The 1,099-nt window shown below is 53.9% G+C and carries 2 protein-coding genes; both read right to left on the bottom strand.

What is annotated here, in order from left to right:
* Nucleotides 1-280, bottom strand: a 280-nt coding sequence (locus Q0369_RS01355) for a Type 1 glutamine amidotransferase-like domain-containing protein (RefSeq protein ID WP_298094954.1), incomplete at its 3' end; no start/stop codon positions are given.
* 10 nt (nt 281-290) lie between these two features.
* Nucleotides 291-1,099: amidohydrolase (locus tag Q0369_RS01350; protein WP_298094949.1), on the bottom strand; the 809-nt coding region annotated here is incomplete at its 5' end.

Here is a 1,099-nt window from a genome sequence, read left to right as displayed (position 1 = left end):
GCACGAAGGTATTGCCGCCGCCGATGCAGATCGATTTGGCATTTTTAACGGCGGCTTTCATATCGGCGAATCGATGGATCGATCTGATATTGTTACTCTCCAAGCAGTCTGCGACCTTCTGCTCGTATTGCTCATTCGTGCGCCTAACGCCCGCAAACGGAATGAATAAAATTTCATCCTCCCAAAGACTTCCTAAAAATTCCTTGATCCACCCCTTGCAGTGGTTAAGATAGCCGCTGTCTTTGTAACTGGAAGCGCTTAGAAGTAGTGCTCTTTTCATGCCGCTCTCCTTAAATTTTGCCGTTTAGCTTATACGCGCAACGAAGATACACGTCCACCCCCGCAAGCAGCGAGTCCTCGTCAAAGTCGAATTTGGCGTTGTGATGTCCCGCCGCAAGCGTCGTGCCGATCATTAGATATCCGCTCTTGCCGCCCGCATCTTGCACCGAGCGCATAAAATGCGCGAAGTCCTCGCATGCGCCAAAGCTTAGCTCCCTTACGATTTTATCATCGTCGATAAACGGCGATGCCTTCGCCGCATCTTCGTAAAGCTGCGTGCTATCCTCGTCACTATCGCCGCCTGCGGTGCCGCCCGTAACCTGCACGTCGTAGCTGACGCCGTAAATTTTAGAAACGCCCTCCACTATGTCCATGCATTTGGACTTCATAAACTCATTCAGCTCCGTACTCTCGCCGCGAGTCTCGCACGCGAGATAGCCGTTGGGCGCGATGACGTTGCGCCCTTCACCCGCGCGCAGCACGCCGACGTTGATACGCGTGACGCCGTCTGCGTGCCTCGTGATGCCGTGCATATCAAGCGCCATTTCGGCTGCGGCGAGCAGGGCATTGGCTCCGTTTTGCGGCGCGCCCGCGGCGTGAGCGGACTTGCCTTGTAAGCTTACGTCAAATTTAGTGGTCGCAAGCAGTTTTTTAGTACCGCAGATGATGCCTCTCATAGTGGTCGCCTGAAAACCGATATGACCGCCCAGCAAGTAATCCACGCCCTTAGTAACGCCCGCAGCTTCCATACCCACGGCGCCTCTAGTGCCCTCCTCGGCGGTTTGGAAGATAAATCTAAATTTACCGCTAAAATCGTCTA

Source organism: uncultured Campylobacter sp. (assembly GCF_938030685.1).
Classification (GTDB): domain Bacteria; phylum Campylobacterota; class Campylobacteria; order Campylobacterales; family Campylobacteraceae; genus Campylobacter_B.
This window is presented reverse-complemented; position numbering and strand designations above follow the sequence as displayed.